19 protein-coding genes are annotated in these 18102 nt (G+C 46.4%); 12 read left to right on the top strand and 7 right to left on the bottom strand.

Annotated elements, in window-relative coordinates; genetic code table 11:
* Positions 1–14: 14 nt before the first annotated feature.
* Entirely contained in the window at positions 15–158 is a 144-nt protein-coding gene (locus HMPREF3144_RS11655; protein WP_168163049.1) for a hypothetical protein, read from the bottom strand.
* 79 nt (positions 159–237) lie between these two features.
* Here HMPREF3144_RS11655 and dinB point away from each other — a divergent pair, with 79 nt between their 5' ends.
* Positions 238–1299 (top strand): DNA polymerase IV, encoded by a 1062-nt coding sequence (gene dinB, locus HMPREF3144_RS03425; RefSeq protein WP_070476420.1) that lies wholly within the window; start codon positions 238–240, stop codon positions 1297–1299.
* 4 nt (positions 1300–1303) lie between these two features.
* Here the strand turns inward: dinB and HMPREF3144_RS03430 are convergent, their stop codons facing one another.
* Positions 1304–1765, bottom strand: coding sequence for a GatB/YqeY domain-containing protein (locus tag HMPREF3144_RS03430; RefSeq protein ID WP_070476422.1), 462 nt, complete (start codon positions 1763–1765; stop codon positions 1304–1306).
* A 99-nt stretch (positions 1766–1864) separates the two neighbouring features.
* Between HMPREF3144_RS03430 and HMPREF3144_RS03435 the strand changes: the two genes are divergently transcribed.
* The gene (locus HMPREF3144_RS03435; RefSeq protein WP_070476424.1) at positions 1865–2530 is read left to right on the top strand and encodes an alpha/beta hydrolase family protein; all 666 of its coding nucleotides are present in this window, start codon (positions 1865–1867) and stop codon (positions 2528–2530) included.
* A 62-nt stretch (positions 2531–2592) separates the two neighbouring features.
* Here the strand turns inward: HMPREF3144_RS03435 and HMPREF3144_RS03440 are convergent, their stop codons facing one another.
* The 4 genes from HMPREF3144_RS03440 to HMPREF3144_RS03455 form a co-directional block, all read right to left on the bottom strand.
* Positions 2593–3597: a bile acid:sodium symporter family protein gene (locus HMPREF3144_RS03440; RefSeq protein ID WP_070476426.1), complete on the bottom strand. Its 1005-nt coding sequence runs from the start codon at positions 3595–3597 to the stop codon at positions 2593–2595.
* A gap of 68 nt (positions 3598–3665) precedes the next feature.
* Positions 3666–5378, bottom strand: coding sequence for a PhoH family protein (locus HMPREF3144_RS03445; RefSeq protein WP_070476428.1), 1713 nt, complete (start codon positions 5376–5378; stop codon positions 3666–3668).
* A 52-nt stretch (positions 5379–5430) separates the two neighbouring features.
* Entirely contained in the window at positions 5431–5901 is a 471-nt protein-coding gene (locus HMPREF3144_RS03450; RefSeq protein ID WP_018026183.1) for a peroxiredoxin, read from the bottom strand.
* Between the two features lie 57 nt (positions 5902–5958).
* Positions 5959–6405, bottom strand: coding sequence for an Mth938-like domain-containing protein (locus HMPREF3144_RS03455; protein WP_018026182.1), 447 nt, complete (start codon positions 6403–6405; stop codon positions 5959–5961).
* A 187-nt stretch (positions 6406–6592) separates the two neighbouring features.
* Here HMPREF3144_RS03455 and alaC point away from each other — a divergent pair, with 187 nt between their 5' ends.
* The 5 genes from alaC (at position 6593) to HMPREF3144_RS03480 (ending at position 11656) form a co-directional block, all read left to right on the top strand.
* Positions 6593–7783 (top strand): alanine transaminase, encoded by a 1191-nt coding sequence (gene alaC / locus HMPREF3144_RS03460; protein WP_018026181.1) that lies wholly within the window; start codon positions 6593–6595, stop codon positions 7781–7783.
* The gene (locus tag HMPREF3144_RS03465; RefSeq protein ID WP_026156796.1) at positions 7764–9089 is read left to right on the top strand and encodes a homoserine dehydrogenase; all 1326 of its coding nucleotides are present in this window, start codon (positions 7764–7766) and stop codon (positions 9087–9089) included. The genes alaC and HMPREF3144_RS03465 overlap by 20 nt, the downstream gene beginning before the upstream one ends.
* A complete protein-coding gene (thrC, locus tag HMPREF3144_RS03470) occupies positions 9086–10504 on the top strand; it encodes a threonine synthase (RefSeq protein ID WP_070476430.1) in 1419 nt (472 codons plus the stop codon). Before HMPREF3144_RS03465 ends, thrC begins: the two co-directional genes overlap by 4 nt.
* Before the next feature lie 78 nt (positions 10505–10582).
* A complete protein-coding gene (locus tag HMPREF3144_RS03475; protein WP_018026178.1) occupies positions 10583–10996 on the top strand; it encodes a hypothetical protein in 414 nt (137 codons plus the stop codon).
* Between the two features lie 30 nt (positions 10997–11026).
* Complete coding sequence (locus tag HMPREF3144_RS03480) at positions 11027–11656, top strand: flavin reductase family protein (RefSeq protein WP_018026177.1); 630 nt, start codon at positions 11027–11029, stop codon at positions 11654–11656.
* An 8-nt stretch (positions 11657–11664) separates the two neighbouring features.
* On the opposite strand, the gene HMPREF3144_RS03485 is transcribed toward HMPREF3144_RS03480, so the two are convergent.
* Complete coding sequence (locus tag HMPREF3144_RS03485) at positions 11665–12555, bottom strand: squalene/phytoene synthase family protein (RefSeq protein ID WP_018026176.1); 891 nt, start codon at positions 12553–12555, stop codon at positions 11665–11667.
* A 209-nt stretch (positions 12556–12764) separates the two neighbouring features.
* On the opposite strand from HMPREF3144_RS03485, the gene alr reads away from it, so the two are divergent.
* The 5 genes from alr (at position 12765) to HMPREF3144_RS03510 (ending at position 18073) form a co-directional block, all read left to right on the top strand.
* Complete coding sequence (gene alr, locus HMPREF3144_RS03490; protein WP_070476432.1) at positions 12765–13919, top strand: alanine racemase; 1155 nt, start codon at positions 12765–12767, stop codon at positions 13917–13919.
* A gap of 7 nt (positions 13920–13926) precedes the next feature.
* On the top strand, positions 13927–15297 hold the full coding sequence (gene radA, locus HMPREF3144_RS03495; protein WP_070476434.1) for a DNA repair protein RadA: 1371 nt from the start codon (positions 13927–13929) through the stop codon (positions 15295–15297).
* Positions 15298–15301: 4 nt separating this feature from the next.
* Positions 15302–16072, top strand: coding sequence for a sulfite exporter TauE/SafE family protein (locus HMPREF3144_RS03500; RefSeq protein ID WP_048767539.1), 771 nt, complete (start codon positions 15302–15304; stop codon positions 16070–16072).
* A 71-nt stretch (positions 16073–16143) separates the two neighbouring features.
* Positions 16144–16911 carry a 3-deoxy-D-manno-octulosonic acid kinase gene (locus HMPREF3144_RS03505; protein WP_070476436.1) on the top strand — a complete coding sequence of 256 codons (768 nt, stop codon included), beginning with the start codon at positions 16144–16146 and terminating at the stop codon, positions 16909–16911.
* 64 nt (positions 16912–16975) lie between these two features.
* Complete coding sequence (locus HMPREF3144_RS03510; protein WP_018026171.1) at positions 16976–18073, top strand: polyamine ABC transporter substrate-binding protein; 1098 nt, start codon at positions 16976–16978, stop codon at positions 18071–18073.
* Positions 18074–18102 lie beyond the last annotated feature (29 nt).

The following is an 18102-nucleotide window of genomic DNA, read 5'->3' on the forward strand; positions in this document are numbered from 1 at the left end:
CTGTGCTCTAGTCACTACTCAGTCATGAGATTGGTCGGTGGCGGTAAATCTTGGGGTTTAGGCGCAGCAGATCCTTGGTAAGAAGCGGGATGTTGGGCACACGCCGCTAAAAAGCTTGAAGCTGTTAAAATAAACAGTAGTTTTTTGATTTTATCCATATGCTGTGCTCCAACGTAGTTAATCATTTATTGTAGTGTATTTTTTAATCCATTTCACTGTCGAGGTCTATTGTACGTAATGCGCAAAATTATTCATATTGATATGGATGCATTTTATGTGTCCGTTGAGTTGCGCGATAGACCGGAGCTTCGGGGGCAGCCGGTGATAGTGGCTTGGGATGGCGCGCGTTCGGTGGTGTGTGCGGCTTCTTATGAGGTTAGACAGTATGGCGTGCATTCTGCTATTTCGGTGGCGCGGGCAAAGCAGCTCTGTCCACAAGCGATTTACATTAGTCCTGATTTTTCAAAGTATCGTGCCGTGTCTCAGCAAATTCATGCGATTTTCAGGCAGCATACGGATTTAATTGAGCCCATTTCACTGGATGAAGCGTATTTGGATGTGACTGAGAATAAGTTGAATATCCCCATTGCCACGGAGATAGCGCAGTTGATTCGTCGTGATATTTTTGAAACAACGGGTTTAACTGCTTCAGCAGGTGTGGCCCCAAATAAATTTATTGCAAAAATTGCTTCCGATTGGAATAAGCCGAACGGGATCAAGGTGGTTTCACCGCAAAGGATGATGGAATTCCTATTGCCCTTACCGGTGCAGAAAATTCCTGGGGTGGGACGGGTGACCCTAGCAAAAATGCATCGTCTTAAAATTTATACGGTGGAGGATATGAGCGCTTTTAGCTTGGGTGAATTAGTGCATCATTTTGGTAGTTATGGCTATCGCTTGTATCAACTCGCTAAAGGCATTGATCGTCGTCCAGTGAAGGCTCAGCGTGAACCAAAACAAATATCCGCAGAAAATACCTTTATGCGTGATTTACAGGTGGCGGAGATTGCCGAAGCGCTGGCGCCAATTGCAGAAAAAGTAGCAGCAGTCGCACAACGTAAGGGGCAGTTTGGCTATTGCGTGACCCTACGCCTAAAAACCGCTGATTTTAGAGTGATGACCCGCTCCATCACGCTTTCCCATGTGTTGCATCAAGCGGATGAAATTTTGCAGCAAGCCTTGCATTTATTAGAGCAGTTAAGCCCCGAAGAGAAAGCACAACGCTATCGCTTAGCAGGAATTGGCATTAGCCAATTCCTAAGCAGGGAAGCAGTAGAATCTCAGCTGAGTTTATTTTAAATGCTTATGGGTTTAGCTTTTGGCGAAGGTTTTTAGAAACCTCAGACATATCGGCACGTCCGGCAAGCTTCGGTTTAATCAGAGCCATGGCTTTACCCATGGCAGCACCCCCGCTCACACCCTCAGCCTGTAACTGAGCTAAAACCTCATCAATTAAGGCATTGATTTCTGCGGCATCTGCTTGAGCTGGCATAAACTCACTTAATACATCAATTTCTGCCTGCTCGGCGGCCGCTGTATCGGTACGACCTGCTTTTTCATAGGCCTGAATGGATTCGCGACGCTGCTTAATCTGCTTATCGATAATGCTGATAATATCGTCGTCAGTCAACTCAATACGCTCATCGACCTCACGTTGCTTGATGGCTGCCTGTAATAAACGTAAAGTACCTAGGCGTGCGCTATCACGGGCTCGCATCGCATCTTTAGTGGCGCTGGAAATTTTATCTTTTAAGCTTTGAGACATTATTTATCCTAAATCATTGGTTGAATTTTGTTTGAATGCCTTTATTATATTACGCTTATGCTAGAAAAATAGAATCACGTAGGAATTGAGTTTAAGCGAATGGCAGCATTTATTATTCAGAAGAGCTACATCCCTAAAGCGCAGACGGATGTAGCGCAATTATTTATGGTTTTGACACGTTCAGCCCAAGCAGAGGATATTGCGGCGGCTGATGGGGTGTTAAAGGTGTTATCGGCACGCTTTCCATCGGCTGTGTTATTAAGTATTAGCTTGAGTGAGGCAGATGCCTTGCCACCTGGGCTATCTGAAGCCGAAGAAGGTGCTTGGTTAGAGCGTATACAGCCACAGTGGTTGAGTTTTATTACTGAGCAGCAGCGTCAATATGGCGTTGAGCCTGCGGCAACAGCCATTGTGGGCGTGGGTACCTTAGGCGCCTTGGTGTTAGAATTGGCCAAGCTTGAGCAGCCAGTCGCTGGTCGTTTGATCAGTTTTGGTGCGCGCTTTATTCGCTTACCTGAGCAACCGCTTTCACTGGCTCAAACCCTACATTTATTACATGCGGCTAACGATGCCGAGGTAGCTGCTAAGCATAGTCAGATTGCGCACCTGGCCATTCAAAACCTGGCAGCTGACTCAACCCTGGATGTGTTACAGGGCATTGAGGATTCGCTTGACCCTGCGCTCATTACACAGCTGCGAGTACGTCTTGAAACCTGCATCCCCTTAAGGATTTTAAAAGAGATACAGGCCACCACCGGTGCATAGGGCGTGACTTGTTATTAACTGATTAAGGGGCGCTAAGGCCCCTTACTATTTAAAAACTCGAGTTATGCCTCGTTCATTTGCTCCTCTGGGCTGAGTGGACGTTTACCCAGTCGGTTTGCAATCACGGCACACACCATCAACTGTAGTTGGTGAAATATCATCAATGGTAAAACAATGGCGCCAATCGGCATCCCGGCAAAAATAATTTGTGCCATGGGCAATCCACTGGCAAGACTCTTTTTAGAACCGCAAAAGAGGATGGTAATACGGTCGGCTAAATTAAACCCTAAGCTTTTGCCGATCAAGTGACTGGCGCCCAAACTTAAGGCTAAGATCAAGGCACTCACAAGTAACACTGCAATCAGCGCTGAAATCGGTGTTTGATGCCATAAGCCCTCATTGACTGCGTGTGAGAAAGCAGCATATACCACCAATAAGATTGAACCTTGATCGACTACTTTAACTAAGCGCTTATTTCTCAGTAAAAACTCACCTAAATAGGGTCTCAAAAAGTGACCTATAGCAAAGGGCACAAATAATTGGAAAATGATTTTAACGACCGACATGAAGTGAATGCTCGGTACCTGATCGCTAAAATCCGTCAAGATCAAGGCTACCAACATGGGAGTCACAAAAATGCCCACAATACTAGAAGCAGAGGCATTACAAATGGCAGCAGCTAAGTTACCGCGCGCCATGGAGGTAAAGGCAATGGCCGATTGCACTGTGCCAGGCAGCATGCAGAGGTATAAGAAGCCCAAGTAGAGGGTGGGTGTCATTAAGGGTTCGAGCAGCGGTCGCAGGACGATGCCAATCAGTGGAAAGACCACAAAGGTGATGCAGAAAATCACGATATGGATGCGCCAATGCATGATGCCTTGATAAATTGCTTGCCGTGAGAGACGGGCACCATGCAAGAAAAACAATAGTCCAATGGCGAGTTTGCTAAGCCAATCAACGGCTATCTCACCCTGCCCATGAGCGGGTAAGATAGTCGCGATAATCACAACGAGGGTCAATAAGACGGTGAACTGATCAGGAACTAAGCGTTTAAAGTTGAAATTCATGGCGCTAGGATTTGCTTATTAATTAGGATCCTATAGCTTAGCATTTTCTTAGCGCCTTAGATTCGCTTTTACAGTACATCCGAAGCGTAATCCGCCAGTCTTGAACGTTCACCCTTTTGTAAGGTCACATGGCCTGAGTGTGGCCAGTGCTTAAAGCGATCCACCACATAGGTGAGACCTGAGCTACCCTCCGTGAGGTAGGGTGTATCAATCTGTGCGATATTACCCAAACAAATAATTTTGGTACCTGGACCGGCCCGGGTGATGAGGGTTTTCATTTGTTTAGGGGTGAGGTTTTGGGCCTCATCAATGATCACGAATTTATTTAAAAAGGTGCGTCCGCGCATAAAGTTTAATGAACGTACCTTGATATGCGAGTGGATAAGTTCCTTGCTGGCACTGCGATCCCACTCCTGGAGATTTTCACTGTTATTGCCAGAATGCAAGAATTCGAGATTATCCTCTAAGGCACCCATCCAGGGTTGCATTTTTTCCTCTTCGGTACCGGGTAAAAAGCCGATATCCTCACCCACTGGTACCGTTACGCGGGTCATAATGATTTCGGTGTAGCGCTTGGTTTCTAACACTTGCGTGAGCCCTGCCGCCAAGGCCAATAGTGTTTTACCGGTTCCGGCTTGACCGAGTAGGGAGACAAAGTCTACCTCTGGACTCATTAAGAGATTAAGTGCGAAGTTTTGTTCGCGATTACGTGCTGTCACGCCCCACACATTGTTTTTCTTGTGAGTATAGTCGCGCACCGTGGCAAGGACTGCGGTTTTGCCAGTAACTTCCTTAACCTGCGCATAGAGCGGTGAATCACCCTCCAGATACACAAATTGATTGACCAAAAACTCAGCACATAGCGGTCCTTTGATTTTATAAAAGGTGGTGCCGCCCTGTATCCATGACTCCATATCCTTGCCGTGGCGCTGCCAAAAATCATTTGGTAGTTGCAATACGCCGTCATAGACTAAGTCCGAGTCCTCAAGCGAATGATCGTTTAGATAATCCTCGGAAGCCAGACCCAGTGCTTTGGCTTTGAGGCGCATATTGATGTCTTTAGAAACTAAAATCACTTCACGTTGGGTTTCAGTTTGTTTAAGACTTTGCACCACATTCAGAATAATATTGTCCGGCTTATCGGCGGCTAATTCTTGCTGATGTAATTGCTCAAACTTCTGCGTTTCAAAAAAGAGTTGTCCGGTGGCCTCCTTATTGCCAAGGCTATTGAGTGGAACGCCTTGATTGAGATCTTCATGATCAGCAACCAAGGAATCCAGTGTACGGCTCACTTGGCGGGCATTACGGGCGACCTCGGTTAAGCCTTTTTTATTGTGATCAAGCTCCTCTAGCGCCATCATCGGCAAGAAAATATCATGTTCCTCAAAGCGGAATAAGCAGGTCGGATCATGGAGTAGCACATTGGTATCTAAAATAAAGAGCTTATGCCCCTCGCTTTTCTGCTTGGTAGCTGTTTTGCTTTGCTTTTGAGCGACACTGCTGGAGGCCTTTCTAACGGCGACTTTTGTCGGGACGGGCGTTGTTACCTCCGTACTTGCTTTTTTGTGTGGACTGCTGGCTCTATCGGCCTTAACCATCTCGGCCGCTTTGGTGATCGAGCTATGATCCTCCCTAATTAAAGCCTGATCGACCGTTGTTTCTGTGGCGACAGGGGCCGCTTTCTTCGCTGCTTTTTTTGTCGCACGACGAACTTTGGGCGTTGGAATATCACTCATATCTAAACGAGTAGCAGGTTTTAGGGGTGGTTTAGGAAGGGCCATAGTTTATCTACCAAAAAATTAATAATAAAAGGGCACAGGGCTCAGCGCGAGCTTATTGTGATGCTTTTAAGGTTTGTAGCACCTCGGCCACATGACCAGCTACTTTGACCTTGCGCCATTCGGCAATTAAGACGCCCTTAGGGTTAATTAAGAAGGTGCTGCGTTCAATCCCGCGTCCAATCTTGCCGAACATATTTTTTTCTTTAATTACATCAAATTGCTGGCAGAGCGTTTCTTCAGTGTCCGCAATTAATTCAAAAGGCAAATTATGCTTATCAATAAAATTTTGGTGCGATTTTAACGAGTCGCGAGAAACGCCAACGATCTCAGCATTAAGCGCTGTAAAGGCGTCGTAATGATCACGAAAATCTTTGGATTCATTGGTGCAGCCTGGTGTATTGTCTTTAGGGTAAAAATAAAGCACCAAGTACTTACCGGCAAAGTCCTTGAGATGAATCGTGCCTTCATTGGTTTCTGCACTAAAGTCGCTGACCTTTTTATCGAGTTCAACGGTGTTGCTCATCGTATTAATCTCCTTACATAGTTATCTGCTGAGATAGCAATGCTTGCTTAAGCAGGGTTAATCTAAGCCATCTAATAAGAGTGCTGCCACCACGATGCGATTTTCATTCATCAATACATTGTAGGTGCGTGCAGCGGCTCGGGTATCCATGCACTCAACACCGATTCCCTGGGCGAGTAGTGGTTGTAAAATCGCTGGCGAGAGAAAGCGTTGCTTTTGACCGGTGCCGATGATGATGAGTTCAGGCGCATTATCATAGTGGGGGCGATTGCCATTGTCATCTAAAAAAGCAAAGGGGTCTTGCTCTTTTTTAATTAAGCCGGCGGCCTCAATCAAGGCTTCTGTGGTGACATCCTTTAAGCTAGTCACCTGCCATTGACTGATAGGGCCCTCAGGGCGGAAGAAAATAGCATGATGAAATTTCTGCTCATTAATTTCAATATAATCATCACCATAGGCGGTGACAGTATTAGCAGGGGTTCTTGATTGCAGCTGAAGTTCCACTATGGCTCCTTTTTATTTCAATCTTAGAGTTCAATTGTGACATGTTAATGAATCTAAATCGTCCATACCACACCTTGGCGCCGGAAAATTTGATATTTTTGCCAAATGAATTGCTCAGTTATCACAGATAGGATAGATTAAAGAGTTTGTCAATACTTTATTAAAATGAGTGATCACTGGTGGAGCTATGAGATCTTTTCCGCGTATCGAGCGTTTACCCCCTTATGTATTTAATATCACTGGCGAGCTTAAGATGGCGGCGCGTCGGCGAGGTGAGGATATTATCGATCTGTCAATGGGTAATCCGGATGGGCCGACACCACAGCATATTGTGGATAAGCTTATTGAGTCAGCGCAAAAGCCACACACGCATGGCTATTCCGTCTCCAAGGGGATTTTAAGACTGAGAAAATCCATTGCGGATTGGTATGAGCGACGTTATCAAGTGCAATTAAACCCAGAGACGGAAACCATTGTTACCATCGGCTCCAAAGAGGGTTTGGCGCATTTGATGTTGGCTACCTTAGCCGAGGGCGATACGGTTTTAGTACCAAATCCTAGTTATCCTATTCATATCTATGGTGCGGTGATTGCGGGGGCAAATGTTCGCTCAGTGCCGATGATTCCGGGTGGTGACTTTTTTGCCGAGATTGAAAAGGCGGTAAGTGAATGCATTCCTAAGCCTAAAATGTTGATTATTGGCTTCCCTAGTAATCCGACGGCGCAGTGCGTGGAGCTGGAGTTCTTTGAGCGTATTGTGGCACTGGCCAAGACGCACAATATGATTGTGGTGCATGATCTGGCCTATGCCGATATGAATTTTGATGGCTACGTCGCACCTTCTATTATGCAAGTAGCAGGCGCAAAAGAGGTGGCAGTTGAGTTTTTTACCCTCAGTAAAAGTTATAATATGGCCGGTTGGCGTGTAGGCTTTATGGTGGGTAATGAAGAGGTGGTTAATGCCCTAGCCCGCATCAAGAGCTATCACGACTACGGTATGTTTACGCCGATTCAGGTGGCAGCGATTGCTGCACTTGATGGCCCACAGGATTCGGTGGCCGAGCAGGTGGCGATTTATCAAAAGCGTCGTGATGTGTTAGCCAAGGGCTTACATGAGATTGGCTGGATGGTTGAGATACCTAAGGCATCCATGTATATCTGGGCAGAGATCCCAGATTTCTATAAATCATTGGGTTCCTTGGAGTTTTCTAAAAAGCTATTAGCTGAAGCCAAGGTGGCCGTATCCCCGGGTATCGGTTTTGGTGAGCACGGTGATAACTACGTACGCTTTGCCTTAATTGAAAATGAGCAGCGTATTCGCCAAGCGGTCAGAGGCATTAGAGATATGTTTAAAAAGGATGGTGCATTCAGTGAATGATTTAAAACCGATCAAGGTAGGTTTGCTAGGTTTCGGCGTCGTTGGTAGCGGCACGTGGACAGTGCTTAACCGCAATGCCGACGAGATTGCTCGTCGTGCCGGTTGCCGCATTGAGATTGTCCGTATTGCCACACGCAACCCCTCTAAAGTGAGTGGTGTGCCAGGTCAGGTTCAGGTGGATGATGACTTGATGGCCTTGGTGCGTGACCCTGAGATTGATATTGTGGTTGAATTAATTGGTGGTTCAACCCTAGCACGTGAGCTGATTTTAGCGGCGATTGACGAGGGTAAGCATGTGGTTACGGCCAATAAGGCCTTATTAGCACTGCATGGCAATGAAATTTTTGAAAAGGCTAGCGCCAAGGGTGTGATGGTTGCCTTTGAAGCGGCGGTGGCGGGTGGTATTCCGATTATTAAATCCATTCGTGAGGGTTTGACGGCTAATCGCATACAGTGGCTTGCAGGCATTATTAATGGCACCACGAACTTCATTCTGTCGGAGATGCGTCGTCGTAATTTAGATTTTGCGACTGCCCTCCAGGAGGCACAGGACTTTGGTTATGCCGAAGCCGATCCGACCTTTGATATTGAGGGGGTGGATGCTGCGCATAAACTGGCGCTGCTGGCGGCGATTGCCTTTGGTATCCAGATTCAATTCGATAAGGTGTATGTTGAGGGAATTAGCCATTTAGCGCAAGAGGATTTTGTACATGCACAGAATCTAGGCTACCGTATCAAGTTGCTCGCTGTGGCCAAGCACCGTAAAGAGGGGATTGAGTTGCGAGTGCATCCAGCCTTTGTTAAGCGCAATGAGTTAATTGCTAATGTCGAAGGTTCGATGAACGCTGTTTTAGTGCGTGGTGATGCGGTGGGTGAGACACTTTATTACGGTCCTGGCGCAGGCTCTGAACCGACGGCTTCCGCGGTGGTGGCGGACCTAGTCGATGTGACGCGCATGCATCATACGGATCCTGAAAATCGCGTGCCTCATTTGGCTTTCCAAGCCGATGCCTTGGCGGAATATCCAATTTTATCCATTGATGAGGTGGAGACTTCCTACTATTTACGTCTCTTAGTCGATGACCGTGCGGGTGTGATGGCTGAGATTACACGTGTCTTAGCGGAGGATAATATTTCTATTGACTCCATGGTGCAAGAGCAGGTAAATGACGGCAAAGCCACGATTATTTTCTTAACGCATAAGAGTCGAGAGGGCGATATTGACAAAGCGATCGGCCTGATTGAGCAATTGCCTTTTGTACATTCTAAAGTGACCCGCATCCGTTTGGAGCAACTAGAGAAATGAAATACGTTTCAACCCGTGGTGGTTTAACTCCGACTGAGTTTAGCGATATCTTATTAGAGGGCTTGGCGCCTGATGGTGGCCTTAGTATGCCTTCGATTCTGCCACGCATTGATAGCGCCACCTTGGAAGTATGGCGGCGCCTTAGCTATGCAGAGTTAGCCACTGAGATTTTAAGTCTATTTATTAGTGATATTCCTAAGAGTGATATACGTGCACTATGTGAAAAGACGTACAACTCGGCTAATTTTAACTCTGAAGAAATTGTGCCGCTTAAAAAGATTAATGACAAAATCACCCTTGTGGGTTTGTCAGAGGGGCCTACGCTCGCGTTTAAGGATATGGCCATGCAGTTTCTTGGTAATATCTTTGAGTATGTGCTGGCTAAACGCAACACGAGCTTAAACATACTTGGTGCCACTTCCGGTGATACGGGTTCGGCAGCAGAGTACGCTTTACGTGGCAAAAAAGGGGTGCAGGTCTTTATGCTCTCACCCTATGGGCGCATGAGTGATTTTCAGCGGGCGCAGATGTTTTCTCTGGCAGATCAGAATATTCATAATCTCTCGGTTAAGGGTGTTTTTGATGACTGTCAGGATATTGTTAAGGTCTTGGCCAATGATCTAGCCTTCAAGGAAAAATATCACCTCGGTGCGGTGAATTCGATTAACTTTGCTCGCATTGTGGCGCAAGTGGTGTATTACTTCTGGGCTTGGCTAAGAGCCACCAAGGATGGTGCGCAGCGTATTTCGATTACGGTACCAACGGGTAACTTTGGTAATATTCTAGCAGGCCATATTGCCCGCCAAATGGGCTTGCCGATTAAGCGTTTGGTGTTAGCGACCAATGAAAATAATGTACTCGAGGAGTTCTTCCGTACGGGTATTTATCGTCCACGTGGTGCCGAGCAAACTTATAAAACCTCCAGCCCTTCGATGGACATTTCCAAGGCTTCTAATTTCGAGCGTTTTGTGTATGACTTGATGCATCAGGATGGCGCCAAGGTCAAAGCCCTATGGGATGAGCTGGCTGATAAGGGTTATTTTGATTTATCCGAGGAAAAGCATCGTTTTGAGCCAGAGTTCGGTTTTCTCTCTGGCACCAGCAATCATCAGGATCGCTTAAATACGATTAAGGCGGTGTATGAAGAAAGTGGCATTATCATTGATCCGCATACGGCTGATGGTGTTAAGGTTGCTCTGGAAAATCTGCATGAGGGCGTGCCAATGTTGGTATTGGAAACTGCCTTACCCTTAAAATTTGCTGATACGATTAAGGAAGCGATTGGGGTGGAGCTGGCATTACCTGAGCATTTGTCCGAGTTGATGGAGTTACCACAGCATCTGACCGTGATGGATAATGATGTAGCGCAGGTACGCGCTTATCTGCAAGCGCATATTCAAGCTGATGATAAGTAGTGATTGTGTGAGCGATTAGGATTGGGGGTTTGCTGTCAGCTTTGCTAGCAAACCCCTTTGTTTTATGTGAGGTGGCGAATGCAGCAAAGCTATTTATTTTATTTTTTGCAACTGATTAAAGCGATGTTACTGCTAAGCTTTGTCTTTAGCTTCAGTCGTTTTTATGGTTTTGCAACGGGTGATGGTGGGCAGTTAAGCCTGATGGGCAGTTTCGGTTTTGCCGTTTTTGGCATGATCACCATGACGATGCTGTATGCTGCACCGGCTTTAATTGCGGCATTTGCTTACCGCTACTTTTATAAGCAGCGCATCATTGCGGCAGTGTTGAGTTTTGCGCTATTTGCTTTGTATCATATGGTGCTAATCCGTCATCTTTCACCGGAGTTTAAAAGTTTATCTGAGCACTATCCGAATTTGTTTTGGCTATTCTTTTTAGCGATTATCGGATTAAGCGAGTTTTTTAATTGGCGTGCAGAAAGTAAATCAACGTGATGTTGGCACAGAGGGGGAGGGAATCCATTGATGAAGACACAGCGTTTTCACTCATACACACCGGCCGAGGGCCATGGTTTAGCCCATGATCCATTAAATGCAATAGTGGGTCCCCGACCCATTGCCTGGGTTGGTACGCGTAGTGCTAGCGGCATTTTAAATTTAGCCCCTTTTTCTTTTTTTAATTTGTTTAGTTATGAGCCACCCGTTTTGATTTTTTCAGCTGTTGGTTCAAAAAAAGACACCATTGTCAATGTACACGAAACGGGCGAGTTTACATGGAATATAGTGACTCGTGAACTCGCTGAGCAAATGAACCTAAGTTGTATTGAGGAACCGGTGGATGAGTTTGCTTTTGCTAAGCTAAGTCCCTTAACTGGTGAGGTGGTGGCGGCGCCGCGCGTAGCGGAAAGCCCGATTAGCATGGAGTGTAAAGTGCTCTCCTGTGAGCAGTTGCGGGATCTGGATGGGGTTTTGCGGCCGACTTGGGTGGTCATGGCTCAGGTGGTGCGTGTACATATTGAGCATGAGCTGATTGATGAGGCGGGTGTATTTCAAGCCAAGCGTTTGCGTCGCGTGCTGCGCGCCGGAGGACCCGCCGATTACTATGAAATCACTGAGGATACCTTATTTCGTATGTCACGGCCGCGCAGAGGCTAGCTGTCTGCTTAGATAGTATTAGCGCTAAAGTGGTGCTTTTGAGCGATCCACGCCTTACGTAGTGGGCTTAGGCTTAGACGATGATTAAAAATAAGGCTCGGTTCTTTAGCAATTTTTTGTAGTAATTGCTTATGCATGGTGGCCAAGGTTATCAGGGGCCGTAGGCGCCGCACATCCGCTTTAGGCAGTTGCTTAAGCTCACGGTTAGCGGCCTCAAAAAAATCCCTGGCACGCTGAATTTCAAAGGCAATTAAGGCATTAAAATTATCCCCAGGCTGTCGCTGTTGAATTTGGTGAGCGGTCACATTAAAGCGACGCAGATCTGACATGGGAATATAAATTCTACCTTGTATATTGTGTAGGCCCACATCACGAATGATCATGCTGAGGCCAATGCCTTTGGCGATTAACGTGACTGGCTGCTCGTGTTTTGCTGCTTGGTAGTCCTTGCCAAGCAGTTGCCAAGCAAGTAATTTGGCTAAGGCGACAGCATTTAGTTGCAGATATTGTTCTAGATTAGGCCAATCCAGGTAGCGCCCCTGATCTAAATCCATCTCGGTGGCTTTAATCATGGCTGATAGGAGTTGATGGTGTTGCTGTAAGCGACTTTGATCAGAACCCGATGGTGCCAGCAGTGCCCCTTCGGCTGATAGGGCATGGCTAATGGGGTGACTCGCTTGACCCGCCAAAGCACGTTCTATCTCTGCATGCCACCACGCTAATTTAATTCGCGCCACAGAGGCTTCCTTACACTCGCTCAGTACCTCATTAATCTCTTTATGTAAGGCCAGTAGGGCGATCAGATGTGGGCGTTGCTCCACCGTTGTGGTGAGCAGCGCATAATAAATGCTGCTGGCCGGACGATTTGTTTTAGTGGCACAATATTCTTGAGGTGTCATTGCAAGCGTGTAGATAAATAATCAAGCAGCGACTATTTTAACAAGACTTGGCGAGATAAGCGTTTTTTAGCGCGCAATCGCTCGTTTAGCTAATGACTTTTTAGGGGAATTACTGCTGCACTAAAAATTAAAAGGCGTACAATAAAGCCTATGCTTAATTTGTGATGCGTTAAGCTTAAATTTTTTAAGACTTTCTTGAGGGTGTTGACTTGCCTCGTCCAATTTTAGCAACCATTTCTACTTCTAATATGGCGCATAATTTGCGCACGGTACAGCAGCATATTGCGCAGCAGGTGGGTGCGGCACGCTTTGAGCGCACTAAAACATTTGCCGTCGCTAAGGCGAATGGCTATGGTCATGGCATTGAAGCTGCGGTGCAGGGCTTTGCCGCAGCCGACGGCATCGCAGTGATCGAAACCGAGATGTTAGCAAGGCTGCGAGAATTAGGCTGGCACAAGGAGCTAGTCTTACTTGAGGGATTTTTTGAAAAAGCAGATTTGGAGCTTTTACAACATACTCGCAGCATCACCGCCATTCATTGTCAGGAGCAGTTAGATGAGTTGCGCTCATTGCCTGCCGGTGCCGCACTCAAGGTGATGCTTAAAGTGAATACCGGTATGAATCGCTTGGGTTTCAGACCAGAGCTGTTGTCGTCGGTGTTGACACAATTGACGCAGCTGCAGTCACAGGCTAAAGTCTCAGAGGTCATCATGATGATGCATTTTGCCGATGCTGATGCCTTTGATCGTGACTCCGTGGATGATGCTTGGGCACGTATGCGGCAGGCGCTACAACAGGCGCAGTTAAGGCAGTTCCGGATTGAGTCCTTAAGTGTATGTAATTCAGCTGCCAGCTTACGCTATGCCGATGATTTATTATTAGAAGGCTATCGCAATATTATTCGTCCGGGCCTTTGTTTATATGGTGCCTCACCTATGGGCAATGCCGAACATGAGGCTGCTATCGATTTTAATTTAAAACCCGCCATGACCTTAAAGGCACAGATTATTGCCATTCAGCAGGTGCGTGCAGGCGAGACGGTGGGTTATGGTAGTCGTTTTACCGCTCAGGAGCCTACCCGTATTGCGATTGTGGCATGTGGTTATGCCGACGGTTATCCGCGCTGGGCTGATGCCTCAACGCCAGTCGTGGTAAATGGCATTGAAACGACCCTAGCTGGACGGGTGTCGATGGATATGATGAGCATTAATTTAAATCCGGTGCCAAGCGCTAAGCTTGGCGATTGGGTCACCCTTTGGGGTGAGGGTGGTCCTACCATTGATCGGGTGACGGAATGTGCGCGGATGGGTTCATATGAGACGCTCTGTCATTTAAATTTACGCGTACCCAAGGAAATAATTTAGTAAGTCAATGGCAAAAGCAAGAACAATCTACAGTTGTCAATCCTGTGGTGGTACCACGCTGAGATGGCAAGGGCAATGTCCCCATTGTCGAGAGTGGAATACCTTAGAGGAAACGCGTGAACAGCCCCTTAGCAAAGCCGCTGTGGCTAATCGTTTTGAGCATTTGGCAGCTAGCAGCACGGTGCGTCGTTTGGCTGATGTACAGATGCAGGATACGCCGCGTATGAGTACCGGCTTGACTGAGTTTGACCGTGTTTTGGGTGGTGGCTTAGTGGCTGGTTCGGTGGTGCTCATTGGTGGCGATCCAGGGATCGGTAAATCGACTCTGTTACTTCAAGTATTAACTAGTTTATCCTTTAGCCAAAATGTATTGTATGTTACAGGTGAGGAATCGGATCAGCAGGTCGCCTTACGTGCCAAGCGCTTGGAATTAAATACCGAGTCAGTACAGTTATTAGCGGAAATTCAACTGGAAGCAATTCAACGCGCGGTGGCCGAGGTAAGTCCTAAAGTGGTTGTGATTGACTCCATTCAGACCATGTTTTCTTCGGAACTGACCGCAGCCCCCGGTTCAGTCTCACAGGTGCGTGAATGTGCTGCGCAACTAACGCGTTTAGCAAAGCAAAACGATATAGCCTTAGTGATGATTGGTCATGTGACCAAGGATGGCAGTCTGGCCGGACCGCGTGTGCTGGAGCATATTGTTGACACGGTGTTATATTTTGAGGGCGATAGTCATTCTTCGCATCGCTTGATTCGTGCTTTTAAAAACCGTTTTGGCGCGGTCAATGAATTAGGCGTTTTTACCATGACGGATAAGGGCTTACGAGGTATTAATAATCCCTCGGCGATTTTCTTATCTCAGCATTCTAGTGATATTGCAGGTTCGTGTGTGATGGCGACTCAAGAGGGTACACGTCCCTTATTGGTGGAGATTCAGGCCTTGGCCGATACTGCGCATGTACCTAATCCTCGACGTCTTAGTCTAGGCTTGGATGGGGGACGTTTAGCTATGCTATTGGCGGTCTTACATCGGCATGGCGGTATCCCCACCTTTAATCAGGATGTGTTTATTAATGCCGTGGGCGGGGTCCGTATCAGTGAAACCGCTTCCGACTTGCCGGTGATTTTGGCGTTAATTTCTTCTTTGCGTGATAAACCACTGCCTAAGGGCTTTTTTGCTTTTGGTGAGGTAGGTTTAGCTGGTGAAATTCGACCCGCTACCCGTGGTCAGGAGCGCCTTAAAGAGGCCGCAAAATTAGGCTTTGAAATTGCCATGATCCCTAAGCATAATGCACCGAAGCAGCCACTGCCGGGACTGACTATTTGGCCAGTTTCTCGTCTTGTTGATATTTTTGACTATTTAAGAAGAGAGTAGCGCTTTGGAGCTGGTTTTAAATTTTGCCATGTTTGTGGCACTCGGAGCGATCATTGGCTTTGTAGGTGCCTTAGTCGGCATTGGCGGTGGTATTGTGGCGATACCGATGTTGGCCATTGTCTTTGATATGCCACAGCAATTAGCTCAAGGCACCGGTCTGGTGATGATTGTGGGCAATGTTTTGCTCGCAGTGTACGGTTATAACAAGCATCATAAAATTGATTTTAAGGGTGTCGGCCTGGCGATTCTGGTGAATATTATTTTTACCAATCTCTCATCAACTTGGGCTCAACACATCGATCCCGTATTGTTAAGACGCTGCTTTGCTTTTTTGCTTTTACTATTAGCTTGCTTATATTTATGGCAAACTTTACCCCGTAAAAATGTCGATTTAACTAAGCCACGCCCACCGCATAGAGCAATGGGCACGGTGGGTTTTCTGGTGTTAGGCTTAGCTGCCGGTTTGATAGGAGGCTTTTTCGGTGTGGGTGGTTCCTTAATCGCCGTGCCTGTCTTAACCTTAATTTACGGTTATCGACAGGTAGTCGCCCAAGGTATTGGTTTAGCGTTGGTCTTGCCAGGCGTGACCATGGCGCTTATTACCTATGCTTGGCATGGTAATACCGATTGGTCTATTGGAATTCCGCTCGCTATTGGTGGGGTATTGATGGTGCGACAGGCGATCCGATTAGCGATGCATTTATCGGAAGTCTTTTTAAAAAGGCTGTTTGTGTTGGTGTTGTTGCTGACCTTTTTATTACTGCTATTTAAATAAGTGCCTGCAGCGATAAAATGATGAAGTCGTTGACAATGCAAAGCAAATTCAAATGTTTAGGATAATGGTCTATGGCAATCACAGTAACGGTCCAAGCTAAGAATTGGGGAGTGTTAATTCATCCAGAGTGGCAAGCTGCGATACTCAGTCGTGGACTTAGTTTAGAGGCTTGCTTTAGCCCAGCGATCTTTCAGCCATCACATTATCAGCGCGAGGCTGTAAAGGTGGGTAGTGGCGGTCGTAATGCGGCTTGGTATATCCCGACCGCAGTAGGTCCGGCGGTGTTAAGACAGTATCGGCGTGGTGGTTTGATTGGTAAATTTAATCAATCAAAGTATTTTTTTACCGGTCCTGAACAAAGTCGGGCCTTTCAGGAATTCAGCATACTGACTTATTTGCAGCAGGCAGGGCTCGCTGTGCCCAAAGCCTTAGGCGCATGTTATCAGCGCCAGGGTTTATTTTGTGAAATGGCGTTAATTACCAGTTTAATTGCGGATAGCCAAAGCCTGGCTGAGATTTGTCAGCACTATCTGCAGCAGGCGCTGGATGAAGAGATGGCAGCCGCCTACGCCGCAGCAACGGCAAAAAGCATTCATCAAATGCACGATTTAGGCGTATGGCATGCAGATTTAAATGCTCATAATATTTTATGTGGTAGTGAGCCAATGCAAGCTTATATCATTGATTTTGATAAGGCCAAAAAAATCACCGTGACTCCGCGCCAACGGCAACAGAATTTAGCTCGCTTAGAGCGCTCCTTAATCAAGCTTTGTGGGGAACAAAGTATTGTATTTATGGAACAAATTTCAAAATATTATCAATTAATTGAAAATAATTAGCCCTTTAAGCTAAATTAGCTATATCATTAGTTTTTTGTTTTTTTGTATAAGGGGGTTTGCTCAGATGAAACTGAAGTCAATTGGTCTCGCTTTAATGTTTTCCACCCTTGTTGCCGGCACTGCTACCGCACAAGATGATAATGTCGTCAATGTCTATAACTGGGCTGAATATACTGCACCCGATACAATTCCTGGTTTTGAACGTGAAACCGGCATCAAAGTCCGTTACGACACCTACGATACCAATGATATTTTACAAGCGAAGTTATTAACTGGTAAGTCTGGCTATGATGTGGTTGTACCAGCCACTCACTATGCAGCGCGTCAGATTGAGGCCGGTTTACTACAAAAGCTAGATAAATCCAAAATCCCTAACTGGAAGCATTTGGATCCAGATATTATGGCCGTGGTGGCACAAGTCGATCCGGGCAATGAATACTTAATCCCTTGGGGTTATGGCACCAATGGTCTGGGCTATAACGTGACCAAGGTCAAAGAAATCATGGGTGAGGACTACGATTTCCGCGACTGGTCTAATTTATTCGATCCTGCCAAGGTAGAAAAGCTACGCAGTTGTGGTGTGTCTATTTTGGATGAGGCGGCACAGGTTTTCCCAGCCGTTCTACATTATTTAGGCAAGGATCCTAATAGTTCTGAAGAGGCGGATTACCGTGAGGCGATAGAGGTTTTGAAAAAGATTCGTCCTTATGTGCGTCAGTTCAGCTCCTCTGGTTATATCGATGAGTTAGCTTCTGGCGACTTATGCTTTGTCTATGGTTTTAATGGTGATGTGATGATTGCTGCTGACCGAGCCAAAGAAGCGAAGCGTGACTTTGAGGTCGCTTACTTTACGCCTAATGACGGTGCGCCAGTATGGTTTGATACCATGGCAGTACCTAAAGATGCCCCTAACTTTGATAATGCAATGAAGTTTATTAACTACATTGAAACACCCGAAGTACATGCGGCGATTACCAATGAAATGTTCTTTACCAATGCGAATAAAAGCGCACGTGAACATGTTTTACCTGAGCTAGCAGAAAATGAAGAGTTATACCCGAGCGCTGAAAAGGCTAAAACACTCTTTGTGATTAAGCCTCAGCCGATGAATATTCTTCGTTTACAAACCCGCTTATGGGCTGAGCTAAAAGCAGGACGCTAGTTGTTAAACAAGCGATAAGCTTTGCTTTT

This window comes from Oligella sp. HMSC05A10, assembly GCF_001808335.1.
Classification (GTDB): domain Bacteria; phylum Pseudomonadota; class Gammaproteobacteria; order Burkholderiales; family Burkholderiaceae_B; genus Oligella; species Oligella urethralis.